Source organism: Leucobacter sp. NPDC015123, assembly GCF_043080205.1.
Lineage (GTDB): Bacteria > Actinomycetota > Actinomycetes > Actinomycetales > Microbacteriaceae > Leucobacter > Leucobacter aridicollis_A.
In genome coordinates this window covers 540,618-554,546 of sequence record NZ_JBIBVH010000001.1, presented here as the reverse complement: position 1 = coordinate 554,546, position 13,929 = coordinate 540,618, and the positions used below count along the sequence as shown (strand labels likewise).

Genomic DNA, 13,929 nt, shown 5'->3' with positions numbered 1-13,929 from the left:
CAACACACGGGAACCCGCGGGGCTCGTAGCATCGTTTTGTTAGGTAAGGCTTGCCTAACTCTCGCCGCCGGTTTGCGGCCGCGACCAGCCATCTTCCCACTAGGAGAACAATGCTGCACGCTTCAGCGCGCTCACACACGCGACGACTTTCGGGCGTCGTCACCCTCATCGCCGCCGCTGCCATCGCCCTCACAGGCTGCACCGCCCCAGCCGCCGAGGAACCCGCGGACGCATCGTCGTCGACGGGCGTCACCATCGAACATGCGCACGGCACCACCGTGATTCCCGAGAAGCCGAAGCGGATCGTCGCCCTCGGCTGGATGACCCCCGACATCGTCGCGGCGCTGGGTGAAAACCCAGTCGGCGTCGAGGAGGTGTGGGGAGCCGACGAAAGCGGCTACCTGCCCTGGTTTAACGAGTTCGTGACAGACACGTACGGCGAGACCCCCGAGATCATCCCGTACGGCAATGAGGGCCCGAACTTCGAGGGGATCAAGGAGCTGAAGCCCGACCTCATCCTCGGCCTCTACACGGGAATCACCGACGTCGAGTACGAGCGGCTCAGCGAGATCGCCCCGACGGTCCCCTACATCAAGGGTCCGTGGGATCCGAGCACGTGGGAAGAGATGACTCGCACGGTTGGGAAAGCGATGTGGGAGGAGGATCGCGCTGAGGAGCTCATCACCGAGACCGAGGATCTCGTGACCTCGCTCGCCGGCGAGCACCCTGAGTTCTCAGGCAAGACATTCGTCTGGGGCCTCACAATGCCGGAGGGGAGCACCGACCTCGGCGTGTACCTCGACTATGACCCGCGTGTGCGCATCACCGAGGCGCTCGGATTCACCTCGACAAGCGCGATGGACAGTTTCCACAAGAGCGCCGAGGGTGACAACTGGTACACGGGTGTGAGTCTCGAAAATCTCTCCGACGTTGAGGCGGACGTGTTTGCCGCGTGGGGTGCGAGCAAGGCCGAGGCGACCGCGACAGTCGAGAACAAGATCGTCTCGAAGTGGAACCCGATCGCGAACGGCTCCTACGTCATCTACAACAACCAGGCAGAGGCGGCAGCGATCAGCTCGCCAACCGTGCTGTCGTTGCAGTACATCCTGCCGAAGTACGTCGACGACCTCGCGGCCGCGCTGCAGGGCGAGCCGACGAACTCTGACGAATGACGCTGACGGCTGAGAGGCGGGGCCGCGAGGCGGCCCCGCCCTCTGCGGTGCGCGAGCCGAAATCGCGAAAGCGGGGCTGGGTGCTCGGCGTGGGGCTTGTCGTCGTCTGCGGGGTGCTCGTCGTGACAGTGATCGCGTCGCTTGCGGTCGGAAGCCGTGCGATCGACCCAGGGACCGTTATCGCGGCGCTCGTCTCCTACGACGAAGAGAACCCGCTGCACCTCACGGTGCGTGAACTGCGCGTGCCCCGCACCATCTACGGGATCCTCATTGGCGCAGCCCTGGCAATGTGCGGCGGGCTCATCCAGGCGTTCACACGGAACCCACTCGCCGATCCTGGCATCCTCGGTGTGAACGCTGGGGCCTCGTTCGCTGTTACTTTCGCCGTCGGCGTTCTCGGCCTCACCGCTCCCGGCGCGTATGTGCCGTTCGCGCTCGGCGGCGCATTCGTGCTTACCGTGCTCGTCTACGTGCTCGGCTCGTTTGGGCCGTCGGGAGCGACCCCTATGAAGCTCACCCTCGCGGGCGTCGCGCTCGGCGCGGCGTTCACAGGGTTCACCACCGCGATCGTGCTGCAGAACAACAGCACGCTGCAGGTGATGCGGTTCTGGGGTGTCGGCTCTGTCGCGGGCCGCGACCTCGCCGACCTCGCGTGGGCGGCGCCACTCATCGGCGTCGGGCTGCTGCTCGGAATGCTCAGCGCCCGATCCCTGAACGCGCTCGCGCTGGGAGATGACCTCGCGCAGGCGCTCGGCGCGCGCATCCGCGTAACCAGGGTGGGCGTGATCGTCGCGGTCACGCTGCTTGCTGGCACCGCCGTCGCCGCGGCTGGTCCCATCGGCTTCGTCGGCATCATGATCCCGCACGCGGTGCGCTGGTTTACCGGCCCCGATCAACGCTGGGTGCTTGCCTACTCGGTCGTCGTCGGCGCGAGCTTCCTGCTGCTCGCCGACATTCTCGGACGCGTCGCGATGCAGAACGGCGAACTGCGCGTCGGCATCGTCACCGGCCTACTCGGCGCGCCCGTGCTCATCGCGCTCGTGCGCCGCAGGCAGGTGAGCGGGCTGTGAGTGACACCCCAACCGCCATCGACTTCGGCCGCCGTGAGCTCCGCGTCGAGACGCCGCGGGTAGCCGTGGCAATACGGCACCGGTCGGTCACCGTGGGCTGTGTGCTCGCAATTGTCGTGATCGTCTTCGGCGTCGCCTCGATGACTATCGGCTCATACGAGGTGAACTTCGCTGATGTCGTTCGCGCCCTCTTTGACCCTGCGGCAGACCCCGATGCGCGGCAGGTTGTGTTCGAATGGCGGTTCCCGCGCGTGCTGTTCGCGGTGCTCTGCGGTGCGGCCCTCGCTCTCTCTGGCGGCATCTTCCAGTCGCTCACTCGCAACCCGCTTGGCTCGCCCGACATCATCGGGTTCGGCGTCGGCGCGCAGTTCGGCGTCACGCTCGTGATGGTGGTGCTCGGGCTGAACACGTACATGTTCAAGGCAGCGGGTGCACTGGTCGGTGGCCTCGCGACAGCGCTCATTGTCTACGTGCTTGCGATGAAGCGCACCGTGTCCTCGTTCAGGCTGATCATTGTGGGGATCGGGGTCTCTGCCGGCCTGGGCTCGCTGACTTCGTGGATCCTCATCTCGGTGAGCGTCGAGAAGGCGATGATGGCGGCGACGTGGGGTGCCGGGTCGATCGCCTCGCTCGGGTTTGACCAGCTGCTCCCCGCGGCGGCGGTCTTCGCCGTCGTCGTCATTGCGGCGCTGCCGCTTGGACGCACCCTTCCGGTGCTCGAGATGGGCGACGACGCGGCGACTGCGCTCGGGATCCACCCCGGTCGCACTCGCCTCGCCGCGATGGTGCTCGGCGTCGCACTCGTCGCGCTCGTGACCGCCGCTGCTGGCCCGATCTCGTTCATCGCGCTCGCCGCGCCGCAGATCAGTCAGCGCCTCACCCGCACGAACACGCCGATGGGTATGGCGCCACTCATGCTCACCGGTGCGGCGCTCGTTGTCGTCTCGGACGCGGCTGCGCATCTCCTATTCGTTCCGGTCGGTGTCGTCACCGTATCAATCGGCGGGATCTATCTCGCTTGGCTCCTCGCCACTCAGTACGCGCGGCGCGCGTGAAAGGACTCTCTCCAATGCCTGCCTCGCTCGTAGCGCGCGACGTATCTCTCGGGTACAGCGATAGCCCCGTCATCTCGGGGCTCACCCTCGAAGTGCCCGACGACTCGTTCTCGATCATTATCGGGCCCAACGCCTGCGGCAAGTCGACGCTGTTGCGCGGGCTCGCTCGTCTGCTCCGGCCCGCCCGCGGCAGCGTGTTGCTCGACGGGGCTGAGCTGCACAGGCAGAAGTCAAAGGATGTCGCGAAGCGGCTCGGCCTGCTCCCGCAGTCGTCGCTCGCGCCAGACGGAATCACTGTCGCAGACCTTGTTGCCCGCGGCAGGTTCCCACACCAGAACGCGCTGCGAACCTGGAGCAGCGCCGACGAGGCTGCCGTGTCGGGCGCGATGGCGGCGACCAACGTGACCGAACTCTCGGCACGGCTCGTCGACGAACTGTCGGGCGGTCAGCGTCAGCGGGTCTGGGTGGCGATGGCGCTCGCGCAGCAGACCGGGCACCTGCTGCTCGACGAGCCGACAACCTTTCTCGACATCGCTCACCAGATCGACCTTATGGAGCTGTTTGCCGAGCTGCATCGCGGCGGCACCACCCTCGTCGCCGTGCTGCACGACTTGAATCACGCCGCCAGGTACGCGACCCACCTGGTTGCGATGCGTGACGGCGAGATCGTGGCGCAGGGCGAGCCGCGCGAGATCATCACCGAGCGCATCGTCGAGCAGGTCTACGACCTGCCGTGTCAGGTGATTACAGATCCCGTCTCGGGGACACCGCTCGTGCTGCCGCTCGGGGGTCGGCGGGCGTAGCGAGTCCTCGAGGCGGCCGCCGCCAGGCGGGGGCTCGTTTCAGCGTTGCGCGGGGAGCGCGAGCGCGAAGAGCGCACCCGCGCCGCTCACAACTGCGCCGATCACGAACAGTGCAGTGAACGAGCCGAGTGTGCTCGCGCCAGCCGCAGTGACGGCGATGCCAGTGAGCACCGAAGTTGAGATCGGCGCTCCGAGTGCTGAACCGACAGTGCGCAGCACGCCATTCACCCCAAGCGCGGCGGCGATCTCTGCGCGCGGGGCGAGACTCGCGACGAGGTCGGAGACGACGGCGAAACCGATGCCGTTGCCGAGTCCGACGAGCGCGAAGAACGCGACAATCACGGGCAGGCTCTGCGGTGCGAGGGCGATGCCGAGGCTACCGACGCCCATCACCAGGAGCGCGATGAGCGCGGTGAGTTTCGAGCTTGTGCGGCCGATGAGCCACGGCGCGAAGCGCCCGCCGAGGAAGACGAGGATCGCGCCGGGCAGGAGCGCGATACCCGTCTGTGTGACAGTGAAGCCTTGGCCGAACCCAGCACTGGGGCTGGCCTGCAGCAGCACCGGGAGCCCGACGTAGAACAGGTACGGGATGAACCCCAGGAACAGGGTCAGGCCGTTCGTGATCGCGAGCGCCGGCCGTGCGAGCGTGCGCACGTCGATGAGGGGCGAGGCGGTGCGGCGCTCGATGAGCACGAGGGCCGTGAAGGCGGCGACTGCGAGGGCAGCGAGTCCGAGCACCGCAGGCGACCCCCAGCCCCAGCTGCCTCCCTGGGAGATTGCGAGCAGTAGGGCGAGGAGCCCGACAGTGAGCAGCGCGGTGCCGGGCCAGTCGGTGCGGGCCGTCTTGCCGCGCTGCGAGGCTGGCACGAAGAGTGCGGTGAGCGCGATCGACACTATTCCCATTGCGGCGCCGGTCGCAAAGAGCCAGTGCCACGAGAGCGATTCGACGATGACGCCGCCGACGACGAGTGCCGCGCCAGCGCCGAGCCCCATCGTGCCGCTGAGCCAGCCTGTCGCGCTCCGCTGCGCTGCGCCTGCGGTGTGGCGTCTCACGATCGCGAGGGCGAGCGGGAACGTTGCGGTGCTCGCGCCCTGGAGCACTCGCCCGGCGAGCAGCACGGGCAGTGACGGAGCGAGCGCGGCGAGCACGCCCCCTAAGACGAACGTGCCGAGCGTAGCGAGCAGGATGCGTCGGTGTCCGTACCTGTCGCCGAGCGAGCCGAGGATCGGGGCGGCGACCGCCCCGCACAGGAGGTAGCTGGTGAGGATCCAACCGGCCAGCGAGGCGTCAATACCGAACTCAGACATGAATGTCGGGATCGCTGGGACGAGCAGCGTCTGCATCATCGAGAAGCTCAGGACGCCGATGGCGAGCGCGAACACGAGGCCGCGCGGTCCGCGCACCGCGGTGGGGGAATCGGCCTGGGCGGGGGTTGGCGTTTGGGCGGTATGAGACACGGCTGCTCGACTTTCACTTCGGGCAGCGACGCCCTGATTTTTCGGAGCGGAATGCTCCGTTCCGATAGAAGTCTATGGCAAACACCGGTACCGTGGAAGAGTGACGTCACACGAACCCGAAGCTGGGCCCCTGCGCGGCCGCGCCCGCGAGGCGCAAAGCAACGACGGCGCGATCCTCCGAGCCGCCCGCGAAGTGTTCAGCGAGTGGGGTTGGAGCGCCCCGATGTCGGAGGTCGCCGCTCGGGCGAATACAGGTGTCGCGAGCATCTACCGGCGCTACCCGAGCAAGACCGAGCTCGTCAACGCAATCCGCGTGTACGCGCTCGACCTGATCTGCGAGCTCGCCGAAGACTGCGCGCGTCAAGCTGGTGCGCCAGGCCAGCCCGAGTCAGCCGTCGAACTTTTCCTCAGGCGCCACATCGCAGAGGCCAGGGGCCCGCTCATGCCCCTCCTTGGGCGGCAGGTCGGCAGCAACGACGAGATCGACGCGCTCTCGGACAGGCTCGAGGTCGCGCTCTCCGCGATCATCGCCCACGACGTCGCCCGCGGGCTCGTGCCAGCGAGCTACGGTCCCGGCGACCTGATGCTCACCGTCACGCACCTGCGCCCGGCACTCACTGTGCCACGGGACCGCGCCAACCTCATTCATTTGCGGCAGCTCGACTACGTGCTCGCCGGGCTCCGCGCATACGCGCAGAGCGGCGACGAGCCGAGCGGCAAGCCAGCAAGCTGGGAAGACTGGGTCAGCCTCAACAACACCGACGAGCGCGAGTAGGGGAGAAGGGCGCTACCCAGCGCTGCAGACGCCTGTCTGTGGGAGCGAGAGCGTGACTTGGCGAGCGGCCTCTCCGTCGCCACTTAACTCGGCGGTGACCGACCTCACCTGCTCATAGCCTGTCGCGAGCAGAAACGTCGGTGCGCGTCCGTAGCTCTTCGCCCCGACAGTGTAGAAGTGTTTCTCTGGGTGGGCGAGTGCGGTTGCGCCGTGCGCGGGGACTGTTCCGCAGCTGTGAAACTCGGGAGCGATGAGCGGCCCAAGCGCTACTGGCGCTTCGGTGGCGTCGTCAAGGGCGAGGCGAAGCTCAGCTGTGATGCGGTGATCGGGGCGAAATCCTGTTGCCGGTACGAGGAAGTCGACCTCCAGGGTTCGCCCGTCTGCTGACACGACTGTGAGGCGATGCGGAGTCGCATCGGACTCGACGCGAAGCTCGCTCACCGAGACACCCTCAAGGAGCGTCACGTTGCCTGACTCCACGAGCCGGCGAAGGCTCGCCCCGAGCTGCCCCCGCGCGGGCAGCTCGTCGGCCGCTTCACCCCCAAACAGGCGACCCGGATCGGCTGCGCCGCGGATGCCCCACAGGATTTCAGTCGCCGGGTCTTGCTGCCGAAGCCTGCCGAGGGCGATGAGGGTTGTCGCCGCCGAATGGCCCGATCCCAAGACGAGCACCCGCTTGCCCGCAAACTGCGACCGCTCGGCTCCGAGCGGGTCTGGCAGCGGCGAGGTGATGAGTGCCTGCTCCCGTGCGGTGGTCTCGCCAATTGCGTGAATACCTGATCTCCCGACAGGGTTCGGCGAGTTCCAGATTCCGGTCGCGTCGATCACTGCCCGCGCGGTGAGTTCGTGCTCACCGGTGGCCGTCGCAAACCGTATGAGGAACGGCTGCGTGCCGCGAGCTGTCGTTCGGGTCTTATCGAAAGATCCCCCGGTGGGTGTTGTTCGAGTGACCGCGGTGACGCGACGTTGGAGCCTGAGGTGGGGCGCGATTGCAGGGTGTGCGGCGAGCGGTGCAAGGTACGCGTCGATGAGTTCGCGACCTGTCGGCAACTGGGTCGGGCGCGGCTGCTCCCAGGGTGCCGCGCCGGGGTCGTTTCGCGACTCGAGCAGCCGCCGCGCGGCGCCATCGATGTTGTATTGCCACGTCGAGAACAGCTGCACGTGGTTCCACGACTCCATTGCCGCGCCAACAGAGTTCCCGGCCTCGAGTATCACGAACTGTTGATTTCGCTCGGCGAGGTGAGCTGCGGCTGCGAGCCCGATTGGGCCCGCACCGAGGATCGCAATAGGAAGCTTGGTGCTCATGAGGTGGTGCCTTTCTGGGAAGCGTGCGGCGCGGGGTGTGGAGCCCACGTCCTGTCTTGATGGAGCTGGGTTGCGGATGGCGCGAAGAATCTTCGTGCCCAGAGAGCGACGTACACGAGCCCGATGAGGATCGGTACCTCGATGAGCGGGCCGACGATTCCCGCGAGGGCCTGGCCGCTTGCGGCCCCAAACGTGCCGATGGCGACAGCGATCGCGAGCTCAAAGTTGTTGCCTGCCGCGGTGAACGCCAAGGCAGTGGTGCGCTCGTAGCCGAGGCCGGCGACGCGGCCAATCGCCATGCTGACGAAGAACATTACGGTGAAGTAGACGAGCAGCGGGACAGCGATTCGCGCCACTTCGATCGGCTGCGCGACGATGCGGTCGCCCTGCAAGGCAAAGAGCGCCACGATCGTGAAGAGGAGCCCGTAGAGCGCCCACGGGGCGAGCTTCGGCAGGAACGACTGCTCGTACCAGGCCCGTCCGCGAGTGCGCTCGGCCGCGAACCTCGTCGCGACTCCGGCGACAAGTGGCAGTCCGAGAAAGACAAGCACCGACAGCGTGATCGACGCGAGCGAGAAGTCGACCTGGGTGGTAGCGAGCCCGAGCCAGCCTGGCAACACCTGCAGGTAGAACCAGCCGAGTGCGCCGAATGCGACGAGTTGAAACACCGAATTGATTGCAACGAGCACCGCGGCGGCCTCGCTGTCTCCGCAGGCGAGGTCGTTCCAGATGAGCACCATGGCGATGCAGCGCGCGAGCCCAACAATGATGAGTCCCGTGCGGTACTCAGGCTGGTCTGCGAGGAAGACCCAGGCAAGCACGAACATGAACGCGGGAGCGACAAGCCAGTTCAGCACGAGTGAGAGTACGAGGAGTCTCTTGTCGGTGAGCACGTTGGTTGTCTCCGTGTACCTGACCTTTGCGAGAACTGGGTACATCATGACGAGGAGCCCAATCGCGATAGGAATCGACACGCCTGCGACGTGCATCGACTCCAAGGCCGGGCCGAGTCCTGGCGCAACCTGTCCGAGAAGGATGCCAGCGGCGACCGCAAGCAGAATCCACACCGGTAGCAACTTGTTGGTCGTGTTGAGGGTGGCGCGAGCCTTGTGTTGGACGGCGGCCTGCTCGGGCATGTGGCTCCTGAAGTGAAACATAGATGGTTGTCGATATGTGCAGCTCCGAGTATGCTCTGGGATATAGATGGTTGTCAATCTCTAGTGCCGAGGGGTCACACACATGGCAGAACGACACGAGCACGCAATCAGCGGCCTCGACACTCAAGGCGAGTCGTGCTGCCCGGCGGAGGGCACAGGCAACGCCTCGGCCGAAAGCCAAGACTTCACCCAACTTGCCGCAGGCTTCAAAGCGATTGCCGATCCAACCCGACTGCGGATTCTCGCGATCGTCACTGAGTCCCCCGAATCAGAGGTCTGCGTCTGCGACCTGCCCGGCCCGCTCGGTCTGACACAGCCCACGGTCTCGCATCATCTCCGAGTGCTCGTTGAAGCCGGGCTGCTACACCGCGAGAAGCGAGGAGTCTGGGCGTACTTCTCACCCGTGCCTGGCGCCCTGCAGCGGCTCTTCGGAGCGGTGTTGCAGTCAGACGAGACAGGAGCTGGCGTATGAGCGAGGCTCCCGGGGTGCTCTTCGTGTGCGTCAAGAACGGTGGCAAGTCTCAGATCGCCGCAGGGCTGATGCGAGCGCTCTCGGATGGCAAGGTGCGCGTCGACTCTGCTGGCACGGCGCCGGGAAACGCTGTCAATGCGCTCGCCGCCGAGGTGCTGCGTGATCGCGGCATTGAGATTGGGAGCGAGGTGCCGACGCTGCTCACCGACGACGCCATGCGCAGGGCAGGTCTCGTCGTAGTGCTCGGCGCCGAAGCGAACGTAGCGCCTGTTGCGGGCGTGCGAGTTGAAACCTGGCACACAGACGAGCCGAGCACCCGCGGCATCGACGGGCGCGAGCGGATGGAACTCGTGTGTGACGACATTGAACAGCGCGTGCGGGCCCTCCTCGAGACGCTCTCACGCTGAGTGCTGTGGGGCGCCAGGCGTGCGCCCCACAGCGGTGCTACGCCACGATCGCGACAGGGTTCTCAAGGAACCCAGTGAGCACGCGGAGGAACTGCGCGGCGAGCGCGCCATCGATGATGCGGTGGTCTGCCGACAGGGTATAGCGGAGTCGGTCTCGCGCAACGATCGCCCCGTCGACGACCGCGGGCTCAGATACCGCGGATCCCACCGCGAGGATCGCTGCTTCCGGCGGGTTGATCACAGCGGTGAACTGCTCGACACCGTACATGCCGAGGTTGCTGATCGTGAACGTGCCCCCAGTCATCTCGTCGGGTGTGAGCTTGCCGTCGCGCGCCCGCGTGGAGAGCGCTGACGTTGCTGCGGCGATCGCCGAGGTCGGCAGCCGATCCGCGTCACGGATCACAGGCACGACGAGCCCCGAGCCTGCGGCGACAGCGAGCCCAACGTGCACGCGCTCGTGCATGACCGTCGCGCCACGCCCCTCGTCGGAATACGAGGCGTTCACCCCCGGTGCCTCGCGTAAAGCGAGCGCGCAGGCTCGAACAATCATGTCGGTGACGCTGAGCTTTGGCCTGTCAGCGGCGACGAGCCGCTCGTTGAGTGTCGCCCGCAGCGTGATGAGCTCGGTCACATCGGCGACCGCGGTCACCGCGAAGTGCGGCGCCTCAGAACTACTCGCGCTCAGCCTGCGCGCGATCACCGCACGGGTCGCGTCGAAGGGAACCACTGTTGAGTACTGCATCGCGCTCGTCGCGGGCACCGGCAACGGTGAACCGGCCCCAGCGGGCGCCCCAGCTGGCGCGCCCTCGATGTCAGCGCGAACGATCCTTCCGCCAGGCCCGCTCCCGACCACACCTGCGAGGTCGATCCCACGTTCTCTCACGAGTCGCCTCACGAGCGGCGAAATGACCTGCCGCGTGCCCTCAGCTGATCGAAGCGGGGTAGGGGCCACAGGCTCGGCGGGGACGGGAGCGGCGACGGGTATTGGAGCGGGTACAGGTGCAGATTCAGGCGCGGGTGCGGGAGCCGATTCGGGGGCCGGCGCGGCGGACCCCGAGGTGCGCATCGGTGCCTCCGCCAGCACGCTTTCCGGATCCTGACCGGGGGCCGCGCCGCGCCCGTCGTCGAGTCTCGCGATTGGCTCCCCAATGCGTGCCTGCTCACCCACCTGCACAAGAATGCTGCTGAGAACGCCCGCCTCGTAGGCCTCCTGCTCCATCAGCGCCTTGTCGGTTTCGATCTCGACGAGGATGTCGCCGACTTCGACGCGGTCGCCTGGCCGTTTCAGCCAGGTCGCGATGGTGCCCTCGGTCATAGTGTCACTCAGGCGGGGCATGAGAATGTCGATCATGTGTGCTGCCTTTCTATGCACGGCCGGCGACAGCCGCGAGCGTCTCGCGGATCGCGGTGATGGCATCGGTTGCTTGGGGGAGTGCCGCTGTCTCGAGCGGCTTGGAGTACGGCAATGGCACCTCAGCCATCGCGACCCGGCGAACTGGGGCGTCGAGCCAGTCGAAAGCGCCGTCGGAGATCGTTGCCGCGATCTCTGCGCCGATGCCGTAGGTGAGCCAATCGTCTTCGAGTACGACCGCGCAGTTAGTGCGCTTGACTGAGTCGATGATCGTGTCGCGGTCAAGCGGCCTGAGGCTTCGCAGGTCGACGACTTCGACGTCGATTCCGTCGGTCTCGGCGAGGAGCTCGGCGACTTCGAGTGCAACGGCAGCCATCCGCGAGTAGGCGACAACTGTGATGTCGCTCCCGCGCCTCGTGACCTTCGCCCGACCGATTTCTGCCGGGGTGTCATCGTCTGGAACCTCTCCCCGTGTGTTGTAGAGCGCGAGGTTTTCGAGAAAGAGCACCGGATCGTCATCTCGGATTGCGGCGAGCAGCAGCGCCTTGGCGTCTGCGGGGCTCGACGGTGCGACGACCTTCATGCCGGGAACGAACGCGTAGAACAGCTCGATGTTCTGCGAATGGGTTGCACCCAGTTGTTGTCCACCACCGCCCGGAGTACGGATGACGAGCGGGACGCGCGCCTGCCCGCCGAACATCCCGTAAATCTTCGCCGCGTGGTTGACGATCTGATCGAGCGCGAGCAGCGAGAAGTTGATCGTCATGATCTCGACGACGGGCCGAAGTCCAAGCATTGCGGCCCCGATTGCGGCGCCTGTGAAGCCCTCCTCTGCGATCGGGGTGTCGCGGACTCGCTTCGGGCCGAACTCCTCGAGCATTCCGGCGGTGATCTTGTACGAGCCCTCGAACACGCCGATTTCTTCGCCGATCAGCATCACCTCGGGGTCTCGGAGCATCTCGGCCCGAAGCGTGTCGTGCAACGCCTGGCGGTAGGTCATTGTCTGGGTGCTCATGAGGCGGCTCCGATCAGGGGCATTGGCGGGACGGGGGCGGGGGCGAAGAGCGGCTGACCCGGCAGCCTGCGGGAATCGTTCGCAACCGGAGTTGCGTAGGTGTAGTCGAAGAGCGTGTCAACGCTCGGGTGCGGGCTTGCCTCCGCGAACTGAACCGCTGCCTGCACGCGGGCCCTCGCGCCTTCGTCGATCTCAGCCACCGAGGCTTCGTCGAGCAGTCCACGGGCGGTGAGGTGCTCAGCGAACAGTGTGATCGGGTCGCTCGCGGCGAGGGACTTTGTCTTCTCGGCGCCGCGGTACTTGGCAGGGTCGACGACCGAATGCCCCTTTAGTCGCTCGCTCACGGCTTCAAGGAGGAACGGCGTGCCTGACCGCGCGCTCGAAAGTGCGCGCTGCATCGCGTAGCGGACGGCGAGCGGGTCGGTGCCGTCGACCCGCTCCGCAGGCATCCGATATGACGCGGCGCGCTTGTAGAGCTCTGGTTCGCCCGATGACTCCTCGACGGTTGTTCCCATGCCCAGGCCGTTGTTCACGACGACGAACACGACGGGCAGCCGCCAGATTGCTGCAAGGTTGAGTGACTCGTGAAACGCGCCGATATTCGTGGTGCCGTCTCCCATAATGCAGACGACTGCCTCGCGACCGCCGCGATAATCGATTGCAAGCGCAGCACCCGTGGCGAGCGGAAGCTGGCCACCAACAATGCCGTAGCCGCCGAGCAGCCTCGCTTCGACATCGAACAGGTGCATTGACCCGCCCCAGCCTTTCGAGACTCCACCGGAGCGGCCGTAGAGCTCCGCCATGATGCGGCCAGGATCGATGCCTTTGCTGAGTGCGTATCCGTGTTCGCGATAGTTGGTGAACAGGTAGTCTGTGCGTTCCATCGCGGCGAGGACGCCGACGACGGTTGCCTCCTCGCCGAGGTTCAGGTGGCAGTAGCCTCCGATTTCTGCCTGCGTATAGGCGCGCGCGGCGCGCTCTTCGAACCGGCGAATCAGCACCATCTCCCTGTACATGCTGAGGAGGGCGCCGTCGTCGATCGTGTCAGCTATCTGGTCTGGAGAAGACGTTGCCTTCGGTGTCCGGGGCGCCCTATTTCGCCTCGTCTGTGGTTTCGTCTGTGGCTTCGCTTGTGGCTGTGCTCCCACGTGTGAACTCCTCACGAGCTTCCGCTTGTCGCCACGTGCAGTGGCGACCCAATATTAATGAAACGAAATCGTATCATTATAGAATGGAGGTCGGCGCCGAGCTTCGCGACTGCGAGGACGCGCTGCGCGAGAGGGGTGCGAGATGAGCGCGAGTGGCGAGCGGCGCAAACGGGGGCGCCCGACTGAGGCTGAGCGGCTGACGCGGCGCGATCACATCCTCGACGCTGCGCTCCAGGCATTCATCTCGCGCGGCTATGGGGCGGTAACGATCGACGAGGTCGCGCTCGCCGCCCAGGTGACGAAACGCACGATCTACTCATACTTCGGCGACAAGGCGGGCATCTTCACCGCTGTCATCGAGCGTTTCCGCGCTGCGGCGGCCGAAGTTCAGAGCGACAATATCGTCGATACCGCGACACGCATAGTCGAAGTGTTGTTCTCCGACGCCGCCGTTGGAATGCACAGGCTGATGATTGCCGAGGCCTCGCAATTTCCCGACCTTGCGGCAGGCTTCTACGAAAGCGGGCCGCGTGGCTACGTCGCGCTGCTCGCAGAACACCTGCCAGGGGATCGGGCGGAACGGGAAGTCGTGGCGGAGGCGTTGTTTGGGGTGCTTCTCGGAGAGCCACATAGGCGCAGGCTGCTGGGGCTTCAGAGTGAGCCGGATCCGGCAGTAGCGCGAGCGCACGCTGAGCGGGCGCGCGCGCTACTGCGAGTAGGTGAGTGAGGAACAGCTGATGC

General features: G+C 66.1%; 14 protein-coding genes. 8 read left to right on the top strand and 6 right to left on the bottom strand.

Features of this window, described 5'->3' with window-relative positions:
• The first annotated feature begins 110 nt into the window (after positions 1-110).
• Genes ACF07D_RS02510 through ACF07D_RS02495 form a run of 4 tightly spaced genes read left to right on the top strand, consistent with a single transcriptional unit; the run spans position 111 to position 4,100 of the window.
• Entirely contained in the window at positions 111-1,172 is a 1,062-nt protein-coding gene (locus ACF07D_RS02510) for an iron-siderophore ABC transporter substrate-binding protein (RefSeq protein WP_391503754.1), read from the top strand.
• Positions 1,169-2,242 (top strand): FecCD family ABC transporter permease, encoded by a 1,074-nt coding sequence (locus ACF07D_RS02505; RefSeq protein ID WP_391503753.1) that lies wholly within the window; start codon positions 1,169-1,171, stop codon positions 2,240-2,242. Before ACF07D_RS02510 ends, ACF07D_RS02505 begins: the two co-directional genes overlap by 4 nt.
• Complete coding sequence (locus ACF07D_RS02500) at positions 2,239-3,297, top strand: FecCD family ABC transporter permease (RefSeq protein ID WP_391503752.1); 1,059 nt, start codon at positions 2,239-2,241, stop codon at positions 3,295-3,297. Before ACF07D_RS02505 ends, ACF07D_RS02500 begins: the two co-directional genes overlap by 4 nt.
• A 14-nt stretch (positions 3,298-3,311) precedes the next feature.
• Positions 3,312-4,100 carry an ABC transporter ATP-binding protein gene (locus ACF07D_RS02495; RefSeq protein WP_119283201.1) on the top strand — a complete coding sequence of 263 codons (789 nt, stop codon included), beginning with the start codon at positions 3,312-3,314 and terminating at the stop codon, positions 4,098-4,100.
• Positions 4,101-4,139: 39 nt separating this feature from the next.
• Here the strand turns inward: ACF07D_RS02495 and ACF07D_RS02490 are convergent, their stop codons facing one another.
• Complete coding sequence (locus ACF07D_RS02490) at positions 4,140-5,558, bottom strand: MFS transporter (RefSeq protein WP_391503751.1); 1,419 nt, start codon at positions 5,556-5,558, stop codon at positions 4,140-4,142.
• A 100-nt stretch (positions 5,559-5,658) separates the two neighbouring features.
• Between ACF07D_RS02490 and ACF07D_RS02485 the strand changes: the two genes are divergently transcribed.
• A complete protein-coding gene (locus ACF07D_RS02485) occupies positions 5,659-6,333 on the top strand; it encodes a TetR/AcrR family transcriptional regulator (RefSeq protein ID WP_162921180.1) in 675 nt (224 codons plus the stop codon).
• Between the two features lie 12 nt (positions 6,334-6,345).
• Here ACF07D_RS02485 and ACF07D_RS02480 read toward each other — a convergent pair whose 3' ends face one another.
• On the bottom strand, positions 6,346-7,638 hold the full coding sequence (locus ACF07D_RS02480) for an FAD-dependent oxidoreductase (RefSeq protein WP_255809240.1): 1,293 nt from the start codon (positions 7,636-7,638) through the stop codon (positions 6,346-6,348).
• Entirely contained in the window at positions 7,635-8,774 is a 1,140-nt protein-coding gene (gene arsB, locus ACF07D_RS02475; RefSeq protein WP_391503750.1) for an ACR3 family arsenite efflux transporter, read from the bottom strand. The genes ACF07D_RS02480 and arsB overlap by 4 nt, the downstream gene beginning before the upstream one ends.
• A 103-nt stretch (positions 8,775-8,877) precedes the next feature.
• Between arsB and ACF07D_RS02470 the strand changes: the two genes are divergently transcribed.
• Both ACF07D_RS02470 and ACF07D_RS02465 read left to right on the top strand, forming a co-directional pair.
• Positions 8,878-9,267 carry an ArsR/SmtB family transcription factor gene (locus ACF07D_RS02470; protein WP_391503749.1) on the top strand — a complete coding sequence of 130 codons (390 nt, stop codon included), beginning with the start codon at positions 8,878-8,880 and terminating at the stop codon, positions 9,265-9,267.
• A complete protein-coding gene (locus ACF07D_RS02465) occupies positions 9,264-9,674 on the top strand; it encodes a low molecular weight phosphatase family protein (protein ID WP_391503748.1) in 411 nt (136 codons plus the stop codon). The genes ACF07D_RS02470 and ACF07D_RS02465 overlap by 4 nt, the downstream gene beginning before the upstream one ends.
• 37 nt (positions 9,675-9,711) lie before the next feature.
• Here ACF07D_RS02465 and ACF07D_RS02460 read toward each other — a convergent pair whose 3' ends face one another.
• The 3 genes from ACF07D_RS02460 to pdhA are packed head-to-tail and all read right to left on the bottom strand — an operon-like array spanning position 9,712 to position 13,188.
• On the bottom strand, positions 9,712-11,025 hold the full coding sequence (locus ACF07D_RS02460; RefSeq protein WP_391503747.1) for a dihydrolipoamide acetyltransferase family protein: 1,314 nt from the start codon (positions 11,023-11,025) through the stop codon (positions 9,712-9,714).
• Positions 11,026-11,038: 13 nt separating this feature from the next.
• Complete coding sequence (locus ACF07D_RS02455; RefSeq protein ID WP_391503746.1) at positions 11,039-12,040, bottom strand: alpha-ketoacid dehydrogenase subunit beta; 1,002 nt, start codon at positions 12,038-12,040, stop codon at positions 11,039-11,041.
• Positions 12,037-13,188, bottom strand: a complete 1,152-nt coding sequence (gene pdhA / locus ACF07D_RS02450) for a pyruvate dehydrogenase (acetyl-transferring) E1 component subunit alpha (RefSeq protein WP_391503745.1) — start codon at positions 13,186-13,188, stop codon at positions 12,037-12,039. The genes ACF07D_RS02455 and pdhA overlap by 4 nt, the downstream gene beginning before the upstream one ends.
• Positions 13,189-13,330: 142 nt before the next feature.
• Between pdhA and ACF07D_RS02445 the strand changes: the two genes are divergently transcribed.
• Complete coding sequence (locus tag ACF07D_RS02445) at positions 13,331-13,915, top strand: TetR/AcrR family transcriptional regulator (protein WP_391503744.1); 585 nt, start codon at positions 13,331-13,333, stop codon at positions 13,913-13,915.
• Positions 13,916-13,929 lie beyond the last annotated feature (14 nt).